Annotated in this window: 23 protein-coding genes; 7 read left to right on the top strand and 16 right to left on the bottom strand. The window is 63.4% G+C overall.

Annotated features, from left to right (window positions below; translation table 11 throughout):
* The first annotated feature begins 110 nt into the window (after positions 1-110).
* Entirely contained in the window at positions 111-818 is a 708-nt protein-coding gene (locus V5735_RS02225; RefSeq protein WP_423744872.1) for an HD domain-containing protein, read from the top strand.
* Between the two features lie 30 nt (positions 819-848).
* On the opposite strand, the gene V5735_RS02220 is transcribed toward V5735_RS02225, so the two are convergent.
* The 5 genes from V5735_RS02220 to V5735_RS02200 all read right to left on the bottom strand — a co-directional run bounded on the left by V5735_RS02220 (position 849) and on the right by V5735_RS02200 (position 5,324).
* Positions 849-1,505, bottom strand: a complete 657-nt coding sequence (locus V5735_RS02220) for a LysE family translocator (RefSeq protein ID WP_423744871.1) — start codon at positions 1,503-1,505, stop codon at positions 849-851.
* 39 nt (positions 1,506-1,544) lie between these two features.
* The gene (locus V5735_RS02215; protein ID WP_423744870.1) at positions 1,545-2,258 is read right to left on the bottom strand and encodes a TMEM165/GDT1 family protein; all 714 of its coding nucleotides are present in this window, start codon (positions 2,256-2,258) and stop codon (positions 1,545-1,547) included.
* Position 2,259: 1 nt separating this feature from the next.
* Complete coding sequence (locus V5735_RS02210; protein ID WP_423744869.1) at positions 2,260-2,931, bottom strand: metal-dependent transcriptional regulator; 672 nt, start codon at positions 2,929-2,931, stop codon at positions 2,260-2,262.
* A 206-nt stretch (positions 2,932-3,137) separates the two neighbouring features.
* Positions 3,138-4,394 (bottom strand): Glu/Leu/Phe/Val family dehydrogenase, encoded by a 1,257-nt coding sequence (locus V5735_RS02205; protein ID WP_423744868.1) that lies wholly within the window; start codon positions 4,392-4,394, stop codon positions 3,138-3,140.
* 84 nt (positions 4,395-4,478) lie between these two features.
* A complete protein-coding gene (locus V5735_RS02200) occupies positions 4,479-5,324 on the bottom strand; it encodes an HpcH/HpaI aldolase/citrate lyase family protein (protein ID WP_423744866.1) in 846 nt (281 codons plus the stop codon).
* A 101-nt stretch (positions 5,325-5,425) separates the two neighbouring features.
* Between V5735_RS02200 and V5735_RS02195 the strand changes: the two genes are divergently transcribed.
* A complete protein-coding gene (locus V5735_RS02195; RefSeq protein ID WP_423744865.1) occupies positions 5,426-5,611 on the top strand; it encodes a hypothetical protein in 186 nt (61 codons plus the stop codon).
* A gap of 123 nt (positions 5,612-5,734) precedes the next feature.
* Here the strand turns inward: V5735_RS02195 and gdhB are convergent, their stop codons facing one another.
* Complete coding sequence (gene gdhB, locus V5735_RS02190; RefSeq protein ID WP_423744864.1) at positions 5,735-7,009, bottom strand: glutamate dehydrogenase GdhB; 1,275 nt, start codon at positions 7,007-7,009, stop codon at positions 5,735-5,737.
* 149 nt (positions 7,010-7,158) lie between these two features.
* Positions 7,159-8,496, bottom strand: coding sequence for a PQQ-binding-like beta-propeller repeat protein (locus V5735_RS02185; RefSeq protein ID WP_423744863.1), 1,338 nt, complete (start codon positions 8,494-8,496; stop codon positions 7,159-7,161).
* A gap of 166 nt (positions 8,497-8,662) precedes the next feature.
* Here V5735_RS02185 and V5735_RS02180 point away from each other — a divergent pair, with 166 nt between their 5' ends.
* The gene (locus V5735_RS02180) at positions 8,663-9,118 is read left to right on the top strand and encodes a MaoC family dehydratase (RefSeq protein ID WP_423744862.1); all 456 of its coding nucleotides are present in this window, start codon (positions 8,663-8,665) and stop codon (positions 9,116-9,118) included.
* Here the strand turns inward: V5735_RS02180 and V5735_RS02175 are convergent.
* The 3 genes from V5735_RS02175 to V5735_RS02165 all read right to left on the bottom strand — a co-directional run bounded on the left by V5735_RS02175 (position 9,115) and on the right by V5735_RS02165 (position 11,866).
* Complete coding sequence (locus V5735_RS02175; protein WP_007982720.1) at positions 9,115-9,459, bottom strand: DUF5658 family protein; 345 nt, start codon at positions 9,457-9,459, stop codon at positions 9,115-9,117. The genes V5735_RS02180 and V5735_RS02175 overlap by 4 nt on opposite strands.
* Positions 9,460-9,596: 137 nt before the next feature.
* Positions 9,597-11,300 carry an acyl-CoA carboxylase subunit beta gene (locus V5735_RS02170; RefSeq protein ID WP_423744861.1) on the bottom strand — a complete coding sequence of 568 codons (1,704 nt, stop codon included), beginning with the start codon at positions 11,298-11,300 and terminating at the stop codon, positions 9,597-9,599.
* Positions 11,301-11,443: 143 nt separating this feature from the next.
* Positions 11,444-11,866 carry a DUF7344 domain-containing protein gene (locus tag V5735_RS02165; RefSeq protein WP_232423712.1) on the bottom strand — a complete coding sequence of 141 codons (423 nt, stop codon included), beginning with the start codon at positions 11,864-11,866 and terminating at the stop codon, positions 11,444-11,446.
* A 314-nt stretch (positions 11,867-12,180) separates the two neighbouring features.
* Between V5735_RS02165 and V5735_RS02160 the strand changes: the two genes are divergently transcribed.
* On the top strand, positions 12,181-14,553 hold the full coding sequence (locus V5735_RS02160) for a hypothetical protein (RefSeq protein WP_423744860.1): 2,373 nt from the start codon (positions 12,181-12,183) through the stop codon (positions 14,551-14,553).
* A gap of 43 nt (positions 14,554-14,596) precedes the next feature.
* On the opposite strand, the gene V5735_RS02155 is transcribed toward V5735_RS02160, so the two are convergent.
* The 3 genes from V5735_RS02155 to V5735_RS02145 all read right to left on the bottom strand — a co-directional run bounded on the left by V5735_RS02155 (position 14,597) and on the right by V5735_RS02145 (position 16,919).
* Positions 14,597-15,433, bottom strand: coding sequence for a class 1 fructose-bisphosphatase (locus tag V5735_RS02155; protein ID WP_423744859.1), 837 nt, complete (start codon positions 15,431-15,433; stop codon positions 14,597-14,599).
* 2 nt (positions 15,434-15,435) lie between these two features.
* Positions 15,436-16,224 carry a class I fructose-bisphosphate aldolase gene (locus V5735_RS02150; protein ID WP_069451083.1) on the bottom strand — a complete coding sequence of 263 codons (789 nt, stop codon included), beginning with the start codon at positions 16,222-16,224 and terminating at the stop codon, positions 15,436-15,438.
* Positions 16,225-16,343: 119 nt separating this feature from the next.
* Entirely contained in the window at positions 16,344-16,919 is a 576-nt protein-coding gene (locus V5735_RS02145; protein WP_423744858.1) for a DUF7409 domain-containing protein, read from the bottom strand.
* 146 nt (positions 16,920-17,065) lie between these two features.
* Between V5735_RS02145 and V5735_RS02140 the strand changes: the two genes are divergently transcribed.
* The gene (locus tag V5735_RS02140) at positions 17,066-17,923 is read left to right on the top strand and encodes a 3-hydroxyacyl-CoA dehydrogenase family protein (RefSeq protein WP_423744857.1); all 858 of its coding nucleotides are present in this window, start codon (positions 17,066-17,068) and stop codon (positions 17,921-17,923) included.
* A 47-nt stretch (positions 17,924-17,970) separates the two neighbouring features.
* Here the strand turns inward: V5735_RS02140 and V5735_RS02135 are convergent, their stop codons facing one another.
* From V5735_RS02135 to V5735_RS02125, 3 genes are all read right to left on the bottom strand, one after another.
* Entirely contained in the window at positions 17,971-18,807 is an 837-nt protein-coding gene (locus tag V5735_RS02135; protein WP_423744856.1) for a hypothetical protein, read from the bottom strand.
* A 147-nt stretch (positions 18,808-18,954) separates the two neighbouring features.
* Positions 18,955-19,635: an IS6 family transposase gene (locus V5735_RS02130; protein WP_423744855.1), complete on the bottom strand. Its 681-nt coding sequence runs from the start codon at positions 19,633-19,635 to the stop codon at positions 18,955-18,957.
* Positions 19,636-19,771: 136 nt separating this feature from the next.
* Complete coding sequence (locus V5735_RS02125; RefSeq protein WP_423744854.1) at positions 19,772-20,842, bottom strand: phytoene/squalene synthase family protein; 1,071 nt, start codon at positions 20,840-20,842, stop codon at positions 19,772-19,774.
* A gap of 167 nt (positions 20,843-21,009) precedes the next feature.
* On the opposite strand from V5735_RS02125, the gene V5735_RS02120 reads away from it, so the two are divergent.
* Together V5735_RS02120 and V5735_RS02115 are read left to right on the top strand one after the other, a co-directional pair.
* A complete protein-coding gene (locus V5735_RS02120) occupies positions 21,010-21,714 on the top strand; it encodes an RNase P subunit p30 family protein (protein ID WP_423744853.1) in 705 nt (234 codons plus the stop codon).
* Positions 21,698-22,303, top strand: coding sequence for a class I SAM-dependent methyltransferase (locus tag V5735_RS02115; RefSeq protein ID WP_423744852.1), 606 nt, complete (start codon positions 21,698-21,700; stop codon positions 22,301-22,303). Before V5735_RS02120 ends, V5735_RS02115 begins: the two co-directional genes overlap by 17 nt.
* Positions 22,304-22,337: the final 34 nt, after the last annotated feature.

Here is a 22,337-nt window from a genome sequence, read left to right as displayed (position 1 = left end):
ACACGTCGAATAGAGCACCCGTCACTTAATCACCTCGTCGTAACGCTAAAGAGCGAATCGTGCGTTTGTATCAGTAATGAGTACGAACGCTGAACAATGGAGGGAGTTTTGTGGGTGTCGAAATTAAGGGTTCTCCCGTCTCCCAATCGGAATTTGAGGACATGAAGACGTTTGTTTACGAGTATCTCGCTGCAAGCGTGAAAAACGAGGAGAGCGGCGGACGCATGCGGTGGTATCCGTGGCACTCCGCCGACTACCGGTACAACCACATCCTCAACGTCGTGAACCTCGCCGAGACCATCGCGGAACGGGAAGGGGCCGACGTCGACGTCGCCCGCGTCGCCGCGCTGTTTCACGACATCGCCAAACTCGACGCCGACCAGGAAGTCCACGCGGAGGAGGGCGCGCGCGTCGCCCGCGAGTATCTGGAATCGCACGGCGAGTTCCCAGAATCGTTCGTCGACCAAGTGTGCAAGGCGGTCGAAGACCACTCCTATCAGGGTGACCTCTCGCGCCTCTCGAAGGAGGCACAGAGCCTCATCGAGGCAGACATGCTGGATAAGGTCGGCGCGAACGGAACCGCGCTGATGCTGTTGCGGATGGGATACGAGGCGCGGACGCACATGGCAGCCGCCGAGATGGTGGACCGCGTGCTCGAACGCGGCAAGGACGCCTCCTCCCGGGTCCAGAGCGAGACCGCACAGGACATCGCCCACCGTCGGCTCAAGCGCGTGAAGTGGTTCCGCGAATGGCTCGAAGAGGAGGTTCCAGAAATGGACGCCGAACCGTCCGGGTCGCCGCGCGGTGGGCGACACTGAGGCGACGGAAACGCAATCGGCAGTTTTCGGTCATACGAGCGTCGTCACGGAGTCGTAGACGAAGGACACGCCAGCGAGCGCGAGGATACCGGCGCTCACGTACGCGACGGCAGGTGCGAACGAATCGACCCGTTTTCCGGCCGCTGACAGCGCCGCCGGAAATCCCGTAATCCAGCAGGCGATTCCCGCGAAGAAGCCGACGATGATTATCGGCCCGCCGGTCGAAACCGTGAGGCTTCCCGGCAGTCCGGAGAGCACGTCGAACCGACCGGGGTCGAGCAGCCCGACCCCCGCCGTCAACCACCAGATTATCTGATACGGGTTCGTGATGGCGAGCGCGAACGCTTTTCTGAATCCCTTCGCGCCCTCGTCCACCTCGTCGGTGGTGAACGTCGAGGTCGCGTCCTGTGCCGCGCCGTAGGCGAAGTACAGCATCAACAGCCCGCCGACGCCGACCATGAGTCCGCGGACGACCGGCGCTTCCCTGACGACGGCGACGACCCCTGCGAGCGCGAGGACGAAAAAACAGGCGTCGGCGGTCATCGCGCCGAGTCCGGCGAGGAATCCCGACCACCATCCGCGGAGCACGCTCTCCTCGGCGATGACCGCGTTCATCGGGCCGGGAGGTGCGGCGAGCGAGAGCCCCAAAACGACGCCTGCAAGCCCCGAGACGAGCACCTCTATCATCTGTCCACCACTTTGCGTGGAACGTGTAAAAGGGCGCGGTTAGAGGTAACCCGTCCATTCGGCGAACACGAGCGCGCCGAAGGCGAGGAAGACGGCCGCGGCCAGGAGTTCGAGCCATTTCGTCGGGAGGACTCGCTCGAACCGTTCGCCGATAAACGCGTCGAGACCAGTTCTGAGACCGAGCGCCGCGACGACGCCGACGAATACCGAGAGCGGCGAGTTCGGAAACGTCGTCGAGAGGTTGATGGTCAGCAGTTGGGTTTTGTCGCCGAACTCCGCGAACAGGATGAAGACGAACGTCGTCAGAACCCCTCCGTAGGCCCCCATCCGGGTCAGCAAGCCGTCGGGAAGGAGGGTACCGCTCATACCCACGTCCATCCCGCCGCCGGTGAGCAACGGACGGTCGTCGGATTCCTCCCCGAATGACACGATCGCACTTCTGAGCGTCCAGAGACCGAAGAGGACGAACAAGCCGCCGGTCAGGACGGTGATGGCGGCCCCCGGAAGGACGGTGACGATGACGTGACCGAAGACGATTTCGATAGTGCTCCAGAGGGAGAAGGCCGCCATCGCGCCCACGAACACCTTTTTTGCGTCGTAACGCGAGGCGAGTGTGACGACGACGAGTTGTCCCTTATCCCCGAACGTGGCGAGTAGGTTGGCGAGGAACGCGGCCGCCAGCGGACCGTAGCCGTCGTAGCGCTGAATGACTTGCTGGAGACCGGTCGCTAACGGCGTCGCTGTTCCCGCCATCTCACGCGAGTTCTTCGACGACGGCCCGGACGCGAATCGACCGGGCGATGGTTTCCGGCAGGCTTTGCTCACCACCGTCGACGGCGACCGTCACCATTCCGAAGGGGGCGATGTCCACGATTTCGAGTTCGGTATCCGGCGTGATACCGGCGTCGGCCAGATACCGCAACTCGTCGTCGTCGCGGTCGCTCACGCGCGCAACGACGACGTGGGCACCTTCCTCGTGTTCGGTGAGACGCGTGGTGTCGTCCTCGTCGATGGGCGAGAGGTTCGCGTCCGGGATGGGGTCGCCGTGGGGGTCAACCGTCGGGTTCCCGAGCGCGTCGGCTACCCGACGTTCGAACTCCTCGCTGATGTGGTGTTCCAAGCGGTCGGCCTCCTCGTGAACTTCGCTCCACGAGTAATCCAGATGTTCGGTCAGATAGGATTCGAGCAGGCGGTGGTGGCGAAGCACTTCGAGAGCGACCGTCTCGCCTTCGGGGGTGAGTTCCACTCCCTTGTACTTCTCGCGGTCGAGAAGTCCGCGGTCGGTCAGTTTCTCTATCATGCTGGTGACCGTAGGCGGCGTCACGCCGAGATACTCCGCTATCTCGGAGGTCGCGACCGGCCCCCCATCCTCCTTCTGAAGCGTATAGATGGCTTTCAGGTAATCTTCCATCACGTCGCTTAGCATCACTGGTCAGAATTAGACAGTTCTAAACCTTCAATTTGTCGTGTGTTCGGCGGCCGTTCCCGCGGAACGTGTCTCTCTGGCATGCGTCGTGTTCTCGTTCCAATCGTTCGGCGACGACGCTGTGTGAACGGACCCTTCACTGGAATCGAACTCCGCAAAAATTCGTGCCGGTCGGAAAGCCAATTCGTGAGAGTGGGTGCTCGCGTTTAGGGCCAGTTGCCGCTCTCGCTGTACGCGTCGATGACGCGCTGGAGGGAGACGACGTAGGCCGCGGTGCGGAAGCTCGGCAGGTCGTGTTCCTCGTAAGCGCTCGTCAGGTCGTCGAACGCGGAGACGACGATGTCTTCGAGTTCCTCGTTGACGCGCTCTTCAGACCAGTAGAAGCGCTGGCGGTTCTGTACCCATTCGAAGTACGAGACGGTGACGCCGCCCGCGTTGGCGAGGATGTCGGGGAAGACGTGAACGTCGCGCTCGGTGAGCACGTCGTCCGCGTCCGGCGTGAGCGGCCCGTTCGCGGCCTCGACGATGACGTCCGCCTGCACGTCTTGTGCGAGGTCGCCGTCGATGGCGTTTTCGAGCGCGGCGGGGACGAGGAGGTCCACGTCGAGGGTGAGGAGTTCCTCGTTGCTGAGTTCCGTTTCGGCACCCGCGTAGCCGACGACGCTTCCCGTCTCGTTCTTGTGATCTTTCACGTCGCGGGCGTGCAGTCCGTCGGGGTTGTGGATAGCACCGCTGGAGTCCGAGACGGCGACGATGTTCGCGCCGAGGTCTTCGAGGAGCTTCGCGGAAATCCATCCCGCGTTCCCGTAGCCCTGCACGGCGACGGTCGCGCCGTCCATCTCCTTGCCGAGGTAGTCGAACGCCTCGCGGGCGGTGAGCATGGTCGAGCGACCCGTCGCCTCGACGCGACCCTCGCTGCCGCCGCTTTCGAGCGCCTTGCCGGTGATGACGCCCGGTTCCGTGGTGTTTTCGAGCTTCTCGTATGTGTCCTTTATCCAGTTCATCTCGCGCTGGCCCGTGTTCACGTCGGGTGCGGGGATGTCCTGGTCCACGCCGATGAAGGGCCGGAGTTCCTTGGCGAACGAGCGCGTGACGCGCTCCAACTCCGCCTCACTGTACTCGTCGGGGTCGATGATGATGCCGCCCTTCCCGCCGCCGTAGGGGATGTCGACGACGGCGGTCTTGTACACCATCCACCCGGAGAGGGCTTTCACTTCGTCCCGGCTGACGTTGGGGTGGTATCGAATGCCGCCCTTGTACGGGCCGCGGTCGCCGTTGAACTGCGAACGGAACGCTTTGAAGGTCTCGATGGAACCGTCGTCCATTTCGACGGAGAGGTTCGTTTCGAGTATCCGCTGGGGGTGCTTGAGCCGTTCGAGAACGTCGGGCGACGCGTCGAGGTACTCCGCCGCGTCGTCGATCTGTTCCTGCAAGCTCTCGAACGGATTGGCTTGTTCGGACATCGTTTGCCAATCCCACCCACCCACTGTTAAGCATAACGAAATAAGGATGGGCTATTACCCCTAAATGAGATATAAGGGCACGGGTTAGCTGTCAGCCCGAGCGTACTCCATGATTCGCTTCGCTTGTGCGATGAGCGGCGCGTCTATCATCTCGCCGCCAACTCTGAACACCCCCCTTCCCTCCTCGTCGGCCGTCGCTTTCGCTTCCAGGACCGCCTCGGCCCACTCGACCCGTTCCGGGTCGGGGGTGAACGCCTCGTTGATGGTCGTCACCTGCGCGGGATGAATCGCCATCTTCCCGTCGTAGCCGAGTTGAATCGCGAACTCCGTCTCCTCGCCCAATCCGTCGGTGTCGTCGATATCCGTGTACACCGTGTCGATTGCGTCCACGTCTTCCGCGCTCGCCGCGAGGACGACGTGTTCCCGAGCGTAGAGCACTTCGGTCCCCTCCTCGGTTCGGGTCGCCCCGATGTCCGCGGAGAGATCCTCAGCGCCGAAGACGAGCGCGTCCGTCTCGTCCACGGCCGCGATTTCGGCCGCGTTGAGGATGCCGCTCGCGGTTTCGACCAGCGCGAGGATGGGGACCCGACAGTCGTGTTCGTCGAGCAGTCGGGCCAACGTCTCGGCGTCGTCCGCCGACCCCGTCTTCGGGAGCATGACGGAATCGACCGTTTCCGCGCCGTCCGCGATTCCGCGGAGGTCGTCGTCCGCCGCGATTCCCGTCGGGTTGACGCGGACGCACACCTCACAGTCCGGGTCGAATTCCGGGTCGGTGAGCACGTCACGAACCGCGGTTCGAGCCTCCGCCTTCCGTTCGGGGGCAACGGCGTCTTCCAAGTCGAACACTATCACGTCGGCCCCCGCTCCGGGCGCTTTCCGCATCATCTCGGGCCGGTCGCCCGGCGTGAACATGACGCTTCGTCGTGGCATACACGAGGCGACGCGTGGCGTCGATTTTAAGCCACCGAAGGTGCGGGCGGACCGTTCGTTCTCCCAGATATCTTTATTTCCCCTCCCGGCGGTGAACCGGTATGTCACGAACGGACGAGTCGGACGAACGCTCGGAGGCGGATTCGGACGGCAACATGGGAATGGGTATCGGTCTCGGCGTCGCTCTCGGTGCCGGACTCGGCGTCGCACTGGACAACATAGCGCTCGGCGTGGGAATCGGAATTGCGATAGGCGTCGCAATCGGGACCGGACTGTCCAACCAGTAGTCGCTGGGTGGAGCGCACTCGCCGTGTCCGTCGACGCGTCCGTGGACCGGTACAATCGACGATAAAAAGTGACCGTCTTCTCCGTTCGTATTCGACTCGATTCGATGCCCGAACTGAACCGCGTTAGGGCCAGAGTCCGCGGGCCTTGTGGGCGTCCGCGATACGCGAGAGGCCGACGATGTACGCGGCGTCACGCCACGTCACGCCGCGCTCTTCGACTTCGGCGCGCACGCTGTCCCACGCGTTCAGCATCTCGGATTCGAGTTCCTCGTTGACGCGTTCGAGCGACCACTGACGGCGGTTGATGTCCTGCAACCATTCGAAGTACGAGACGGTGACGCCGCCCGCGTTGGCGAGGATGTCGGGGATAACGTGGATGTCGCGCTTCTCGAAGATTTCGTCCGCCGTGGTCGTCGTCGGGCCGTTCGCACCCTCGACGATGATGTCCGCCTGCACGTCGCGGGCGTTCGCTTCGGTGAGGACGTTGCCGATTGCCGCCGGGATGAGGACGTCCACGTCGAGTTCGAGGAGTTCCTCGTTGGGAATCGGCTCGTGTCCGTCGAACGTCGTGACGGCTTCCGGTTCCTCCTCGTGGGTCGGAATCCGGTCGATGTCGAGGCCGTTCTCGTCGTAAATCGCCCCGTTCACGTCGGAGACGGCGACGACGTTCGCGCCCCATTCGTGGAGCGAGAGCGCCGCGTTCGCGCCGACGCTCCCGAACCCTTGGATCGCGACCGTCGTGTCTTCGAGCGGGTAGTCGTAGTACTCACACGCCTCGCGGGCGATGATGGCGACCGAGCGGCCGGGCGACTCCTCGCGGCCGTAGGACCCGCCGATAACCGGCGGCTTGCCGGTGACGACGCCGGGTTGGGTTTCGCCTTCCTGCATCGAGTAGGCGTCCATGAACCACGCCATCGCCTGCGCGTCGGTTCCCATGTCGGGGGCCGGGATGTCGCGCATCGGGCCGATGAAGTCGCGCAGTTCCTCGGCGAACCGGCGCGTGAGTCGCTCTTTCTCCTCGTTGCTGAGCTCCTTCGGATTGACGACGATACCGCCTTTGGCACCCCCGAACGGGAGGTCCATGACGGCGCACTTCCACGTCATCCACATCGAGAGGCCGATACACTCCTCCTCGGTCACGCCGGGGTGGTAGCGCATGCCGCCCTTGAACGGTCCCCGCACGCTGTCGTGCTGTGCGCGGTAGCCGGTGAAGATTTCCGTGTCTCCGTCGTCCCGCTTCAGCGGAACCGAGACGCGGTGCACTTGGTCCGGGTGCTTCAGGCGCGCGATGACGCCGGGGTCGACGTCGAGGTGCGCCGCAGCGCGTTCGAGTTGTCGTCGGGCCGTTTCAACCGCCGTTTCCGGTTCGTCCGTGGTCTGCTTCCCAGTAGATGCCATAGTGTGGACGCCTCCGACAGGCTTGCCCGTTTAGTCGGAAGCGACCGGAGAAAGACCTTACCATCCGACACCGCGTCGCCATGCAATACCACGGCACGATGTTCGGGAAAGAACATGAAGGAGAGGGGACACGCGCGAGGTGAGACGGGTTACGGGGGAAGGGCGTAGACCGTTCCGGCGACGTCCCCGACGTAGATGGCATCGCTTCCCACCGCTGGTGCGCCGACCAACGAATCGTGTGCCCGGAAATGCCACCGGAGACGACCGTCGGCCCGGTCGAGGGCGAGCAGTAGTCCGTCGTCGTTGCAGACGTACACCAGTTCGTCCGTGACGACGGGCGACCCCCACACGCGTGCGCCGGTTTGGACGCGCCATCGAACGACCCCGCCCCGCGCGTCGAGCGCCGAGACGCTCCCGTCCGCACAGCCGACGTAGACGAGGTCATCCCCGACGGCGGGCGACGACCAGATACCGTCGTCCGCCTCGTACCGCCACTCCGTCTCGCCCGTCTCGGCGTCGAGCGCGTAGATGCGGTCACCGTCCACGGTCCCGACGTACGCCGTGTCGCCGATGACCGCGGGTGCGCCAGCGATGGCGAGAGACGGTGCGAAGCGGAAGCGTTCGTCCCCGTCGTCCACATCGTGGGCGAACAGGCCGCCGTCGAGTCCGGTCGCGTAGAGGGTTCCGCCCGCGATTCGCATCGACGTGAGCGCCCGCGCCGGACTCCGGAACGACGCGGTTTGCTCGCCGGTCGCGGCGTCGAGCGCGGACACCTGCCCGTCCCGGGCCGCGACGTAGAGCGTATTGCCGAGCAGTATCGGCGACACCTCCACGCCCGCGTCGGCCTCGAAGGTCCATTCCCGCGCCCCGCTCGCTCCGTCGAGGGCGAACAGGTTCCCGTTTCGGTCGCCGACGTAGGTCAACTCCGGGCCCGGCATCGGCGACCCCACCGCGTTGGCCGCCTGAAACAGCCAGTCGCTCACGCCGTCCCGTCGGTCGATACGACAGACGAACCCGTTCTCGGTTCCGACGTACACGGACCCGTCCCTGACGACGGCCGAGGTTTCGACCGGGCCGCCGACTTGGGCGTACCAGCGCGCGTGAGCGCGCCTGCTGTCGTCGGCCGGAGCAATCGGTGCCGTCCGCTCCGTCTCGACGCCGGAGGTGGATGTCCCGCTTTGGGCCTTCGGTTCGGCGTCGGCGGACGCTCGTGACGAATCCGGAGCATCGACACCGCCGTCGGATATGAACGTGGTTCGCCCCTCCGAGGACGCTTCGTCGGTCGTCGTAGACCGTTCGGACGACCATTCGACGCTCCGCGAAATCGTAGTATCGCCGCGTCGAACCACCTGGTCGAACTGAAACTCGCCGGTCGCGTTTCTATCGAACGCGTTACGTCGTCCCGTCCCCCCGAACTCCGACGGTGTTCTAGTCTGTTTTCCGTCACGATTCCCCGCTGTCGTCCGTCGCGTGTCCTCTCCCTCCATGTTTCATCACTGACTTGATGTCGGTCTGATTATCACTTCGTTCGAATACTATCCACTTTGTTATGAACCGCTTACACCCGACCATCGGGCGTGCAACAGTCGAAACGGTCGTGACAATCGCACCCAGACCGACAGGATTTTTCCCCCGCTCATCGCAGGAGTTCGCATGACCGGACTGTACTACGAAGAGTTCGAAGTGGGCCAAACCATCGAACACGAGAAACGAAGAACTATCAGTGAAAGCGATAATCAGCGTTTCTGTGACATGACGATGAACCAACAGCCGCTCCACTTGGACGCCGACTTCGCGGCGGACACCCAGTTCGGCGAACGGCTGGTCAACGGGCTGTACACGATGAGCGTGGCGGTGGGCGTGTCGATTCCGGACACGACCGACGGAACCATCGTCGCCAACCTCTCGTACGATAACGTCTCACACCCCGAGCCGGTGTTCCACGGGGACACAATTCGCGCCCAGTCCACCGTCACAGACAAGCGCGAGACGAGCGACGGCGAGCGCGGCGTCGTCACGATGAAAGTCGAGGTCTTCAAAGTCGATGGAGACGACGAAACGCCCGTTTGCGAGTTCGAGCGGACGGTGCTCTCGCTCAAGAAACCCTAGTGGAAGAACAGCGAGAGGTTCACGACCACGGCGAACAGCCACGGGAGGGCGAGACCCGCCGGGACGAGCGCCACGTACTCCCGCGGAATCAACGTCCGCCCGACGAACCCGACGCCGAGCGCGAACGCCTTCAACCCGACGAGCGAGAGGAAACCGAACTGGCCGAGCGCGTGGCGTGCGACCGGGTTCGATTCGGTGAGTCCCGCCTGTAACCCGGCGTACGTCGTGAGTAAGTCCCCGACGAGTGCGAGGATGACGACGGCCCAGAGCAATCGCTCGATGCCGCCGAAATCGAACCAGTCCGTGCGCTGATACCGGTAGGAGAACTGCTGGTGGCTCATGGGTGATGGCGCGGAAATTCCACGTCATCCACACGCACGGCGGAACGGTGCTTTATTATGAACCGACTTATCCGGCTTAGAGTGGGGCTAAACCCTCGAAGCCGTTCGGCTTACAGAATCGTACCGTGTTTGTCGGCTTATAGAATCGTGCCGTGCTTCTTGTCCGGCAGGTCCTTCTCCAAGCCCGCGTAGAAGTCGTAGCGCTGGACGAGTTCCTCGCGGAGGGTGCTCGGCGGAACGATGTCGTCGATGACCATCTCGCTCGCCATGCGGTGGACGTCGATGTCCTCCCGGTACTCCTCGCGGAGTTCCTGTTCGCGCTGGGCGCGTTCGTCTTCGTCGTCGATGGCGTTCAGTTTGTTCGCGTAGACGGCGTTGATGGCGGCTTCCGGTCCCATGATGCCGATTTCGCCCGACGGGAGCGCGATGACGCTCTGCGGGTCGTAGGCAGGCCCGGACATGGCGTAGATACCCGCGCCGTAGGCCTTCCGAACGACGACGGAGAGTTTCGGGACGGTGGAGGAAGAGGTGGCGTAAATCATCTTCTTCCCTTTCTCCAGAATCGCGTCCTTTTCCACCTGCGACCCCGCCATGAACCCCGGCGTGTCACAGAGGTAGAGGAGCGGAATCTCGAACGCGTCGCACTTCCAGATGAACTCGGCGGCCTTCTCGGCGGCGTCGGGGAAGATGGCCCCGGAGCGCTGTGCCGGTTGGTTGGCGACGATGCCGACCGGTCGGCCGTCGATTCGCGCGAAGGCGGTAATGATTTCGCCGCCGAAATCCGGCCTGAGTTCGAAGTAGGAGTCCGCATCCACCACGCGGTCTATCAGGTCGGTCATGTCGTAGGCGCGGTTCGGGCTGTCGGGGATTACCCCGTCGATTCCCTCGGGGGACAGTTCGGGAGCTTTCGGTTCGCTCCGCGGCGGTTTCTCGTGAGCCTTGTCGGGCAGGTACGTGATGAGGTCGGAAACGAGTTCGCGGGCGTGTTCCTCGTCGCGCGCCACGAGGTCGGCGCTCCCGGAGTGTTCGGCGTGCATGTTCGCGCCGCCGAGGTCCTGCATGCTGATGTCCTCGCCCGTCACCATCTGCACCATCCGCGGGGAGGCGATGGCCATCGCCGACATCTCCTCGACCATGATGGTGAAGTCCGCGAAAACCGGGGTGTAGGCGGCCCCCGCGATACACGGTCCGTAGAGGACGCAAATCTGTGGCACGCGACCGGAGAGCATCGAGTGGTTGTAGTAGTACTTGCCGATACCCTCGCGGTTGGCGAAGAAGCCGGACTGCTGGTCGATTCGGCCGCCGGAGGAGTCCATCAGGTAGAGGACCGGTTTGCCGTTCTGGAGCGCCCGCTGTTGCATGCGGAGGAACTTCTCGACCCCCTTCGCGGCCATGCTTCCGGCTTTGACCGTGAAGTCGTTCGCCATGAAGTGGAGGTCGCGGTCCTCGAACTCCGCCGCGCCGGTTATGAGACCGTCCGCGGGCAGTCGGTCGTCCGCGTCGAACTCGGCGAACCGGCCGTCCTCGAACTTCAGACCTTCCTCTCCAAACCAGAGGTCGAGTCGGTCGCGGACGAACAGTTTGCCCTTCTCCGAGAGGCGTTCTTTGTACTTTTCCTTCCCGCCCGACTCGATGTCCTCGATTTCCTCCCAGAGGAGTTCCTCGCGCTCCGTCGGCCCGAGGTCGTCCTCCGGCGACTCACCGGGGTCGCTCCACGTGGCGGTCGGTTCGTCCGCGTCGCCGACGAACACTTCCACTTCGCTGCCGACGTGCTTGGCGAGCGCGCTGGCGATTGCCGAGGCTTCCTCGTCGGTCGCCTCCGTACCGATACGAACTTTCATGAATGTGAATCCGTGAGGCGATTTCAAACCGTTTTCCCTTTCTATCGCGGCAACATTTTCGCATGCGCCCCGAGGAAAAACGATGGGGGAGAGCTAGAAGCGTCTGCGGAGGTAGGGGTAGCGCGGAGTGAAATCGAAGGCGGTTACTGGTCGGGCAGTTCCATGGCCGCGACGTGCTCCGCGTACTCTTCGAGTACGGGTTGACCCCAGTACCGAAGCGATTCACTCCGTGCATCGTAATCGATGATGTTCGCGTCAGCGAGTTTCGGGAGGTGTGTGTGGTGAAGCGATGCCTCGACGCGGCGACGGTAGTCGTCGGGGACGTCGTTGGCCGATGTTTCTGTTTCCCACGTAACGACCTGTTCGACGAGATCGGAAAGCGTCGCTACGCCGTCCGCTGTCGTCGAGAGATAGTGGATGGCGTATCGTCGTCGCTTATCCGACAGCAGTTCGAAGATGTCGTCGAACGACGGTCTGCTCACTGCTGGCTCAGCGCGAAGTACGTGGGACGGATGACTCGACGGACGGTTCCCCGAGTCGTCACGGTAGGGTGACTCGTTGCTCATGCGACGCTCAAGAGCAGTTGACCACCATAGATAAAGAATGGTGAATCTAGACACCTAGAAAACTGGCAACGAAAATGAAATCACCGGCCCCAAGAGTTTTATTTCTAATGAATTAGACACCGAATAGATTCGGGTTGGTGCGGTGATGGGATTCGATGCTTCGAAATCGAGATTACCGCGATAGTTCGCCGTGACTACTTTCGGTATTGGCGACTGCGACCCTCCGGGAATCCTCGACCGAGGTCGATGGTTCGAAGAACGGAATTAACAATGTCCTCTGTTAACATGGCTTTCCGGCGTGCAGGTCGTATCTCATGACTCGACGTACACGCACCGGCCTCGCGGTTGCCCTCGCCCTCCTTATCCTCGTCAGCACCGCGAGTCTCGGGGTCGTTTCGATTTCGAAACAGTCCGATGCGCCCCGCGAACGGTCGTCGGAATCCACACGAACGCTCCCGCTGTTATCGGCGAGCGGGAGTTCGGAGAGGCTCCTCCAGCAGGCAGGAGCGAACCAGTCGGACCGTGAGCAGGCCGCGACCCGCGGGGCAGTTCAGGGGGCAGCGCTGGTACAGCGACAGGGCGTCACCATCACGCAACAGCAACGACAGGCCGCCATCGAAGGGGCGGCACAGGCGATTTCCCAGAATCAGCAGGCGTCCGTCGCCCAAGTTCAGGCCGCCGCCCGCGGTGCCGCACACGGCGTCCTGCTTCAGAGTCAGCGGGTGAACGTGACCCAGATTCAGTCGGTGACGCGCGGCGCGACGGCCGGTGCGGCCACGCAGGTACAGCAGGCAAACGTCTCGCAAGTGCAGGCCGCCGCGTTCGGCGCGGGTCACGGCGCGGCCGCAGGAAGCCAGCAGGCGAGCGTCTCGCAGGTGCAGGCCGCCGCTCGCGGCGCTGCACAGGGAGCGGCGACCGGCGCAACTGGGAATCAGAAGGCCAGCGTCTCCCAGATTCAGGAGGCCGGACAGGGGGCCGCGTTCGGCGCGCTAGACCAGCGACAGAGCGCCTCGGTCGAACAGATACAGGCGGCGACCCGCGGGGCCGCGAGCGGGGCGGTCCAAGCTCAACGCGCGAACGCGAAGCAGGTGCAAGTCGCCGCGATGGGCGCAGCTCGGGGCGGCGTCACGCAGCGCCAGCAGGTGAGCGTCGAACAGATACAGGCGGCGACTCGCGGGGCGGCGGCGGGTGCCGTCTCGCAGGTTCAGCAGGTGACCGTGACGCAGATTCAGGTCGCGGCGCAGGGTGCCGTGAGCGGTGGACTCAGGCAGGTTCAACAGGCGTCGGTCGAGCAGATACAGGCGGCGTGTCGCGGCGCGGCGGTCGGCGCGTTGAGCGTCACGCAGATACAGGTCGTCAGCATCGTCCAGATACAGATCGTCGCACAGGGGTCGGCACAAGGCGCGGTGCAGGGTGCCGTCCAGAAGCAGGTCGTGAACGTCCAGCAGATACAGGCCGCCGCGAAAGGGGCGGCACAGGGCGGCATCACGCAGGTGCAGACCGTCCGAATCACGCAGATTCAGTCGGCCTGCCTCGGCGCGGCGTCGGGTGCCGTCACGCAGAATCAGCAGGTGAGCGTCACCCAAGTGCAGGCCGCGGCACGAGGGGCGTGTGCGGGTGGCGTCACGGCGAGCCAACGCCAGCAAGTCTCCGTCCGACAGGTGCAAGCGGCGACGAGCGGCGCGGCGGGCGGCGCGATTTCCCAGAGTCAGCAGGCGACCGTGACGCAGATTCAGGCCGCGTCACGCGGAGCGGCGACCGGCGGAGTCACGCAAATCCAGCGAGCGAGCGTCCGGCAGGTGCAGGCGGCGTCGTTCGGCGCAGCCGCGGGTGCGACGCAGGCGGCCACGCAGCAAAATGTGAACGACGCGAGTCAGATACAACGGACCGCGCGCTCCGGGATTTCACAGGCCGAAACCCGCCTCCAGACGGAGGAAAACGTCCCGCCGGAGACCCTCCGTGAAGCCGCCCGAAGCGAGGCTGGCGGGGAACCGACGCCGACGCAACCGACCACGACGCCGGGTGCGACTACGACGACTCCGGCGGCAACCCCGACGACGACTTCGGCGACCACCACGACACCAACTGTCACGACAACCACACCCACCACGAACGTCACCACGACTCCACCGACCCCGGCGACTACTACGACCACCACACCGAACGCCACGACGACCACGACTCCACCGACGACAACCACCACCACGACGACCACGACAACTACGACCACCACGACCACCGCACCGCCGACCGCACCGCTCACGATGAACCTGACGTGCACGAGAATCACGGCGAACGCGACCCAACCGGCCGATTACCGGGTCGAGGCGGTGTTGGTGAACGCCTCGAACCCGCAGTCTGCCGTGCTGGTGACGAGGAACGTCTCGTCGGCGGACTTCGAGCGAGCGCCGAACGGAACCACCACGTGGACGAACACGACGGCCGACCTCAACGTCTCCGGGTACGTCTTCGTCAACGCGACGGTCTTCGATTCGAACGGTCAGCAGGTCGCGACGGCACGGCAGGACGACGTGCAGGCGTGCATCCGGCAGGTCGGCGGCATTCCGCAAACGACGGTGCCGCGAACGACCGTTAGCGGACCGACCGCGACCGCCGGTCCGACCACGGTCGCGACCACGACGGGACCGCGGACGACGGCGGCGACGAATACGACGGCCGGGACGTAACTCGTCGTCGCACGAGTGGGTTGGGAAAAAACGGAGCGGAGCGTTACAGCGCCGATTCGAGGCGGTCGATGAGTTCCGCGTTACCGATGTGCAGCGGCACTCGCTGATGGAGTTCCTCCGGCGTCACGTCGAGAATCGATTGCTCGCCGTCGGAGGAGCGGCCACCGGCGGACTCGATGATGTACGCCATCGGGTTCCCCTCGAACTGGAGGCGGAGTTTTCCCTCGGGGCGCGATTCGAGGCCGGGATAGGCGAACACGCCGCCGTAAGTCAGCACTTGATTCACGTCTCCGATCATCGCGCCGCCGTAGCGCAGTTTGAGTTCGTCCTCGACGTCGCGGGCGTAGGCCGTGAACGCCTCGGGCCAGTCCGGGACGCGGCCGCCGAAGCCGTAGACCGTGGGGTCGTCCGGGAGCGTGACGTCCTCGGTAACGACTCGTTGTTCGCCGTCCTCTATAACGTACTCCGTCACGGACCCGTCGCGGGCGACCATCATCGTCGTGATGGGTCCGAAGAGGACGAACGCCGACGCGACGAGGTCCGTTCCCTTCGCCGGGAGCGGCGCATCGTAGATTCCGACGATGGTCCCCATCGAGTTGTTCGATTTGAGGTTGGACGACCCGTCGAGGGGGTCGATGGCGACTGACAGTCCCTCGCCGCAATCGACGACGTGTTCGCGCTCCTCGCTGGCGAACTCGCCGACGCCCTCGATGGCGGTCAACTCGGCTTCGAGGTGCTCGTCGGCCCACACGTCAGCGGCCATCTGGATTTCCCCGCTGGGATTTTCCTCGTCGGCCTTCCGACGACGACCGGTGAGACCGCCGCGAATCTCGGGGGCGGCGGACGCGACGACCTCGATGATTTTTGTAACCGTCTCCATCGTTAGAGCGCTTCGTCGGCCGTTGCGCCCTCGAAGATGACCTTTTCGAGCGCGTCGAGGATGCGCTCGGGGTCGTCACGCTGCCAGACGTTCCGTCCGACGGCGAGTCCGGAACCGCCAGCGTCCATCACGGCTTCGACGCTGGAGAGGAACTCGTAGTCGCTGGTCTTCGACCCGCCGCTCATGACGACGGGCATGTCGGCGGCGGATTTGACGGCCCATTCCATCGACTCGCGCGTTCCGGGGTACTTGACCTTCGCCATGTCCGCGCCGATTTCGAGCGCGATTCGGGTCGCGTAGGCGATGACGCTCTCTTTGGTGTCGTTCTTGAGTCCCTGTCCGCGGGGGTACGACCACATGACGACGGGCATGTCGTATTCGCGGTGTGCCCGCTCCTGCACGTCGCGGAAGTCCTCGTACATGTCGCACTCGTGGTTCGAACCGGAGTAGACGGTGTAGCCGACGGCGTCCGCGCCGAGTTCGGCCGCGTAATCGACCGTCCAGTTCTGCGGCGAGTACGGCTCGCCCGTCCAGAGGTTGCTCGTCCCGTTGAGCTTGGCGAGCAGGTTCACGTCGTCGTCGTAGGAGGGGTAGTAGGTCTCGGCGATACCTTTCTGGACCGCGAGACAGGTCACCGCGTCGTGCGTCGCGGTTTCGAATATCTTCTCGGGGTCGAGAGTGTCCGGAACGGAACCGAAGTCGGCGGAGGGTCCGTGCTCCAGTCCGTGGTCCATTGCGAGAATGAGTGCTTTGCCGTCTCGCGTGACTTGCGAGTCAGTCAGCGGAATCATCGTCCCGAACTGCGCCCACGACGTATATGAGTGTACTGGTCGCGCGCAGAGCGGAATGCCCGTTTTCGGCCATCTTGGGAGTCCTATCGAGTATATTGAAGACTACAATAGTAGTAAATTCACAGCAATTCGTGGGCCGAGTCGCGCCATTTAGTAACTCGATTCCGATCGAACGAAAGCGAGTCGGCGACGCGCTCCGGGTTGGCGATGGCGAGGCTTCGAACCGAGGTGATGCCCGCTTCCGCGAGTTCGTCCGCGAGGCGGTCGTCGATTTCCGGCACGTCGGTCACGGGGTCAGGGCTACTTCGGTCGCGCCACGCCGCCTCCTCCGCTTCAGCCTCGCCGCTCCCGTCCGTCGTGGCGGTTTCGGGCGTCTCACGCTCCCAGTCGCCGGAACTGGCGGCAATCCACGCCCGCTCATCGTCCTGGAGGCCACGAACTTGCGTGGACCTGTCGGTCAGGTCGTTTCCGGATTCGAAGGACCACGACAGGGAGTGTTCGCGCCGCAGACGACCGGCGACGCCGGGATTGACGCCCGCTTCGCGGAGCATCTCGTAGGAGACGGTTCGGTTTTGGATGGCTTTGACGCCGAACGACGCGTCGTCGATAACCGCCGCCGTCGCTGGTCCGACGAATTTCACGTCCGTCGTTTCGGTCACGGTCACGTCCGCTTCGCGTGTCTCGTTTTCCGTCACGGCCCTCACCGATTCATTTCTTTCTCCCACTCACTCATCTTGAATGTTTCGCCATTCGACCTGTCCGAATCGTTACTGTGTCAACAGGTTTCTGACTCCGCTTTCGTTCCGCTATCCTTACAACCGTTCCCGGAGCACTCGCCACCATGCGGACGCTTTCCGATATCGACAGCATCGGCGTAGTTGGCGCAGGCACCATGGGCAGCGGCATCGCGCAAGTCGCCGCCGCGAACGGGTTCGACGTGGTTATGCGCGACATCAAAGCGGAGTTCGTGGAAAACGGGTTCGACACCATCGAGGGGAGCCTCGACAGATTCGTCGGAAAGGAGAAGATGAGTCAGGAGGAAGCCGACGGGGTACTCGACCGAATCACGGGCACGACCGAACTCGACGACCTCGCGGACTGCGATTTCGTCGTCGAGGCCGCCGTCGAGAACATGGACATCAAACAGGACATCTTCGCCGACTTGGACGAGGTGCTCCCCGAAGACGTCGTGCTGGCCACCAACACCAGCACGCTCTCCATCACGACCATCGCCAGCGTGACCGACCGCGAGGAGCAAATCGTCGGTCTGCACTTCATGAACCCCGTTCCCATCATGAAAGGCGTCGAACTCGTCGTCGGCGAGAAGACGGACGACGACGTGGTGACGCTCGCCCACGACCTCGCGGAGGAACTCGGTAAGGAGACGTGGGAGTCCGACGACAAACCCGGCTTCGTCACCAACCGAATCCTCATGCCGTGGATCAACGAGGGCATCCGCGCCTACGACGAGGGCGTCGCCGACAAGGAGGATATCGACAAGGGAATGACGCTCGGAACGAACGTCCCGATGGGTCCGCTCACGCTCGCCGACCACATCGGACTCGACATCTGTCTCGACGCCAGCCAGACCCTGTTCGAGGAACTCGGCGACCGATACAAACCCGCCTACCTGCTGAAGCGCAAAGTGGACGCGGGCGACCTCGGCAAGAAGACGGGGAAGGGCTTCTACGAGTACTGAGCGGCGACCAAAATTGAGCGGCGACGGAAAATGTGGGCGCGAAAACCCTACCGACCGTTTCTGGTGGCGTTCTCCGGCGGTTCGAACGTTCCGTCTGACAGGTCCTCGTTCACGGAGAGGTTCTCGTAGGTGAAGACGACCGTCGCGTTTTTGATGACTGCCCCGTCGTCCGACGTGGTTCCCTTCGACGGTCGCCCGTTTTTGAGTTCGGCGAGCGTCTCCTCGAACGGTATCCGGTAGTCGGTTTTGCTCTTGACGAGCGCGCCCGATTCGGTGTCTATCCAGAACTTCGACGTGTACCACGAAGCGTTCTTCGGGTTTTTGGGATTGTCGAACTCGATGACGTACACTTCGTGACCGAGGACGGTCGTCGTACCGCGGTACGAAAGCGAGTCGTCCTCGAAGGCGGCCTCGAACTCGTTTCGCGCCTCGTAGATGCCGCTGATGAAGTAGTGGTTCGGGCCGCCGCTACGTCGATTACCCACGCGGTACGTGTCGTTGGCTCTGTCGTACGTGATGAAACTCGTCTCGTTCTCGATGACCGTTCTCGAACGTGGTGAGAAGTACTCCCGGCGCTGGAGCATCGCCCCATCGACGTACTTCTTCGTGGTGTCTATCTTCCGCGTCCGGGAGTACGTGCTTCCGTTCGGAAGGTGATACGTGCGCTTTTCCACTTCGACGGCGTGGTACGTGCTGATGTTCCGCTGCTTCGCGCGGATGTCGTCCACGACCTCGTGGGCTTTGGCGTCGCTGAACGACGCGGTTTGGGTCGTCTTCGTCGGCGACCCCGCACCGGCACCGTTGCTCGGCGCTTGGCCGACACACCCGCTGATGGCGGCGAGCACGAGACAGACCGTGAGGAGGACGGGTATCCGGGACCGCATCAGCGTTCACCTGCCGCTCGGTTCGATTTCGACCGTGCGGAAGTCGTTTGGGAGTCGATTCGTTCGGTTCGGGGAGGGCGGCAACCTATCATTTATTGCAAGCATGGAAAATACAGCACAAAATTAGATAAATCTGTCCGGCACTGTCTAGTTAAGCTCCTCCTCGACAGGTGTTCGATTTTCAAGCGATTGATGCGGTCGCTGATGGTTATAGTAGTGCATAAATTGTTCAAGCCACCGCTGAACGCTTGGCCGACTGCCCACCCATGACGTATGGAAGCGGTCGATCCGCTGTTTGAGCGTGTGAAACCACTTTTCGATCAGGTTTCGCTCGGTGTAGTCGAGCCGACCGCTCAACCCAATCCGAAAGAGGGCAGTCCGATAGCCGTAGCCATCAACGAGAAACACGGCGTCCGAGAAATCGTGTTTCTCGGCCAATCCAGACAGAAACACAGCTGCTTGATCAGTGCCATGCCGATCAAACACGTCGATACCGAGCAGCAGCTTTGTCTCGGTGTCTATTGCAGCGTACACCCAAGACCACTTACCATTGATTTTGACAGCGGTTTCGTCCACCGCGACCCGCGTCGGCGATGCCGACGGCGGGTAGGAGACGCTGTCAGATATCCGATGAACCCATTGAAAAATCGCTTGATGCGACCGTTTTACGCCGAGGAGCGCAAGAATCGCTTGTGTTTCTCTAAGCGAGCAACCGGTCGCGTGGAGCCGGACGGCAAACGCCCTGACGGGCGTTGCCGTCCGCTCACGCTCCCAACATTCAAGCGTAGCCGTGTCTAAACTCTCTCTGAGCAGGTTTGAGAGGAGCATCAATCACTAACTCTTCGACCTGCTCGTCCTTATCTAGACAGTGCCATCTGTCCAAAGATATCTCCTCTCTGAAATGAGTTCTCATCCTGTGATTACATCGTACTGGGGCAAACTGATGCCGATGGACGGCCGAAAATCAGGATAGGTGGAACGGCCGCTCGGAAATCGTCCGGCGCAAGTCGCCGAGAGCGTCGCGTTCGACGCCGCCCGCGAGCGAGCCGATGAGGGCGTGCACTTCCTCGCGCGAGACCTTGATTCCCGCCCGGCGAAGCGCGTCCTCCGGTCGCTTTCGAACTTCGCGGAGCGTACCGACCGCGAGGAGATACGGAATCGTCCACGCGACGAGACGGTTGCCGCGTTCGCGGGGCATGCTCTCCAGATACGTTTGGGCGTCGTCGGTGAAGCTGTGAGCGTGGTCCGCGGTTCGGGCGACGACGTCCGCGACGTCGTCGCTGTGTTCGGGGTCACAGAGGTCGTCCTGCGGAACGTCGGCGTCTTCGAGCCACGTCTCTGGTAGATATACGTTGTTCTCGTCGTGGTAATCGACGTACACGTCCTTGGTGACGTTGACGAGTTGCAGGAGGAGGGCGAACGACTCCGACGTTTCGCGGAGGCGGTTCGCTTGCGCCGAATCCGCGTCCCGACAGACGAGGTTCGTGACGAGTTCGCCGACGGTTCCGGCGACGTAGTAGCAGTACTCCTCCAGTTCCGCGCGCGTCCCGATTCGAAGGCCGCCTTCGCCCGCGTGGCGTTCGACGAACATCGCCATCCCGCCGACGAGTTCCCGAACGGGGGGGCGAACCGCGTCCCGGACGGACGGAGAACACGCGTCGAACGTCGCCACGATTCGCGGCGCGTGTTCGACCACCGACCAGTCGGCGTCGTCGCCGTCGTCGTCCGGTATCCACTCGTCCACGTCCTCGCGGAACTCGTCTATCGTCGTCGAATCGGTCGGGTCGAGGACGGCGTCGTACTGGTAGAGCAGACGCGTCTGCTCGGCGGGCGGAATGTGGCCCGCGTCCTCGATGGTGTCGGCGACACGACAGAGGAGATATCCGACACAGATGGCATCGGCCATCGGCGCATCGAGGAGGTCGATGGTGATGGCAAACGTCCGGGAGACGCCTTGAACGGCCTGGTGGCACCACTCAAGGTCTGCCTCGGAGGGCGTGTCGGCGGTCGCTGAGGTCGGTGGGTGGCTGTCCATTCTGTTACTGAACCTTCCGGCCTTTCGGGTTGAGACGCTAAAACCCCTTGGGCTTACCTCTCCGGTGTCACTGGAACGGCTAATCAGTTCCGACTCAAGACGAGGGTCCGGGTTCGCGGTCCGAGTCGCAAGCGCCAAGTCTCGCCGCCGCGGACCCGAACACGAGAATGTACGAGGGCGTCCACGCCGTCCCGGATGGGGAGGGTACCGTCGCACGCTTCGCCGCCACGGCCGCCGACTACGGGTTCGACGGCATCGTCGTCCGCAACCACGGCGACTCCCGGGCCGAATTCGACGCCGAGCGGGTCAGCGACGCCTACGACGTGGACGTCGTTGACGGCCTCGAAATCCGCGCCGACAACCCGTCACAGGCCAGCGGTCACGTCGGCAACTTCCGCCCGAAGACGACCGTACTCCTGCTCCACGGTGGGACGAACAAACTCAACCGCTTCGCCGTCGAGGAAGAGCGCATCGACGTGCTGGCCCACCCGATGCGCGGCCGGGGCGATTTCAACCACGTGCTGGCGAAGGCCGCCGCCGAGAACGGCGTTCGAGTGGAGTTCAACCTGTCGCGCATCCTCCGCGCCGACGGCGGGCCGCGGGTGCAGGCGATACAGGATCTCCGCAAACTCCGCGAACTGGTGGTCAAATACGACGCGCCGTTCGTCGTCAGCGGCGACCCCACCTCGCACCTCCACCTCCGCGGCCCGCGCGAACTGAGAGCCGTCGGGGAAGTGGTCGGTTTCTCCCCCGACCAAATCGAGGACGGGCTCCGGGAGTGGGGTCGCCTCGCCGAGCGAAACCGGACGATTCGCTCCGACGATTTCATTGCCCCCGGCGTGAAACGTGGCCGGTATGAAGAAGACGATTGAGGAACACGCGAACCGATTTTCCGACATCGCGGGCGACTACGACGATTCACAGGACACCGAGGAGTACCGCGCCTGCGTCTCGCTCGTCGTGGACCACGCGGACCCCGGAGCGAACGATACCGTCCTCGATTTGGGGACCGGCACCGGCGCAATCGCCCTCGCCCTCGCTCCCGGCGCAGAGCGCGTCGTCGGCCGCGACATCAGCGAGGGGATGCTGGACGAGGCGCGAACGAAAGCCGAGGAAAACGGCATCGAGAACGTCGAGTTCGGCGAGGGACGATTTCGGGACCCGAACGTGGACGACGAGGTCGATATCGTCGTCTCCAACTTCGCCATGCACCACCTCTCCGACGAGGAGAAGCGCGAAGCAGTCGAGGCCATCGCGGCACTCGGCCCGCGGAAGTTCGTCCTCGGCGACGTGATGTTCTTCGGCCTGCCGGACCCCGAGGAACCGTTCTACAGCCCCGAAGTGGACGACCCCTCGACCGTCGGGCATCTGGCCGACGTGCTGACCGACAACGGATTCTCCCTGACCGCCGTCGAGCGGGTGCACGAACAGGTCGGCGTGCTGGTCGCCGAACGCACCTGAGGTCTCCGGAACTGGACTCGATTCTCACTTCCCG

This window comes from Haladaptatus sp. SPP-AMP-3 (assembly GCF_049568665.1).
GTDB classification, from domain to species: domain Archaea; phylum Halobacteriota; class Halobacteria; order Halobacteriales; family Haladaptataceae; genus Haladaptatus; species Haladaptatus paucihalophilus.
The sequence above is the reverse complement of the archived record's forward strand: the minus strand, read 5'-3'. Positions and strand labels throughout refer to the sequence as shown.

What these genes read in the sequence shown, in the direction of transcription:
- V5735_RS02220 (WP_423744871.1), bottom strand. Translation starts at nt 1,505, where the DNA reads ATGATAGAGGTGCTCGTCTCGGGGCTTGCAGGCGTCGTTTTGGGGCTC.
- V5735_RS02215 (WP_423744870.1), bottom strand. Translation starts at nt 2,258, where the DNA reads ATGGCGGGAACAGCGACGCCGTTAGCGACCGGTCTCCAGCAAGTCATT.
- V5735_RS02210 (WP_423744869.1), bottom strand. Translation starts at nt 2,931, where the DNA reads ATGCTAAGCGACGTGATGGAAGATTACCTGAAAGCCATCTATACGCTT.
- V5735_RS02205 (WP_423744868.1), bottom strand. Translation starts at nt 4,394, where the DNA reads ATGTCCGAACAAGCCAATCCGTTCGAGAGCTTGCAGGAACAGATCGAC.
- V5735_RS02200 (WP_423744866.1), bottom strand. Translation starts at nt 5,324, where the DNA reads ATGCCACGACGAAGCGTCATGTTCACGCCGGGCGACCGGCCCGAGATG.
- V5735_RS02195 (WP_423744865.1), top strand. Translation starts at nt 5,426, where the DNA reads ATGTCACGAACGGACGAGTCGGACGAACGCTCGGAGGCGGATTCGGAC.
- gdhB (WP_423744864.1), bottom strand. Translation starts at nt 7,009, where the DNA reads ATGGCATCTACTGGGAAGCAGACCACGGACGAACCGGAAACGGCGGTT.
- V5735_RS02185 (WP_423744863.1), bottom strand. Translation starts at nt 8,496, where the DNA reads ATGGAGGGAGAGGACACGCGACGGACGACAGCGGGGAATCGTGACGGA.
- V5735_RS02180 (WP_423744862.1), top strand. Translation starts at nt 8,663, where the DNA reads ATGACCGGACTGTACTACGAAGAGTTCGAAGTGGGCCAAACCATCGAA.
- V5735_RS02175 (WP_007982720.1), bottom strand. Translation starts at nt 9,459, where the DNA reads ATGAGCCACCAGCAGTTCTCCTACCGGTATCAGCGCACGGACTGGTTC.
- V5735_RS02170 (WP_423744861.1), bottom strand. Translation starts at nt 11,300, where the DNA reads ATGAAAGTTCGTATCGGTACGGAGGCGACCGACGAGGAAGCCTCGGCA.
- V5735_RS02165 (WP_232423712.1), bottom strand. Translation starts at nt 11,866, where the DNA reads ATGAGCAACGAGTCACCCTACCGTGACGACTCGGGGAACCGTCCGTCG.
- V5735_RS02160 (WP_423744860.1), top strand. Translation starts at nt 12,181, where the DNA reads ATGACTCGACGTACACGCACCGGCCTCGCGGTTGCCCTCGCCCTCCTT.
- V5735_RS02155 (WP_423744859.1), bottom strand. Translation starts at nt 15,433, where the DNA reads ATGGAGACGGTTACAAAAATCATCGAGGTCGTCGCGTCCGCCGCCCCC.
- V5735_RS02150 (WP_069451083.1), bottom strand. Translation starts at nt 16,224, where the DNA reads ATGATTCCGCTGACTGACTCGCAAGTCACGCGAGACGGCAAAGCACTC.
- V5735_RS02140 (WP_423744857.1), top strand. Translation starts at nt 17,066, where the DNA reads ATGCGGACGCTTTCCGATATCGACAGCATCGGCGTAGTTGGCGCAGGC.
- V5735_RS02135 (WP_423744856.1), bottom strand. Translation starts at nt 18,807, where the DNA reads ATGCGGTCCCGGATACCCGTCCTCCTCACGGTCTGTCTCGTGCTCGCC.
- V5735_RS02130 (WP_423744855.1), bottom strand. Translation starts at nt 19,635, where the DNA reads ATGCTCCTCTCAAACCTGCTCAGAGAGAGTTTAGACACGGCTACGCTT.
- V5735_RS02125 (WP_423744854.1), bottom strand. Translation starts at nt 20,842, where the DNA reads ATGGACAGCCACCCACCGACCTCAGCGACCGCCGACACGCCCTCCGAG.
- V5735_RS02120 (WP_423744853.1), top strand. Translation starts at nt 21,010, where the DNA reads ATGTACGAGGGCGTCCACGCCGTCCCGGATGGGGAGGGTACCGTCGCA.
- V5735_RS02115 (WP_423744852.1), top strand. Translation starts at nt 21,698, where the DNA reads ATGAAGAAGACGATTGAGGAACACGCGAACCGATTTTCCGACATCGCG.